At 47.1% G+C, this 204-nt stretch carries 1 rRNA gene; it reads left to right on the top strand.

Annotated features, from left to right (window positions below):
- Window positions 1–204: ribosomal RNA gene (locus KJQ99_RS10500) — 23S ribosomal RNA — on the top strand; the annotation flags it as partial.

The following is a 204-nucleotide window of genomic DNA, read 5'->3' on the forward strand; positions in this document are numbered from 1 at the left end:
GATCAGAGTGAAATAGAACCTGAAGCCATTTGCTTACAATCATTCAGAGCCCTATGTAGCAATACAGGGTGATGGACTGCCTTTTGCATAATGAGCCTGCGAGTTGTGGTGTCTGGCAAGGTTAAGCGAACGTGAAGCCGTAGCGAAAGCGAGTCTTAATAGGGCGATAAGTCAGATGCTGCAGACCCGAAACGAAGTGATCTA

The organism is Campylobacter sp. 2018MI13, from assembly GCF_018501135.1.
In the GTDB taxonomy this organism is placed as follows: Bacteria; Campylobacterota; Campylobacteria; order Campylobacterales; family Campylobacteraceae; genus Campylobacter_E.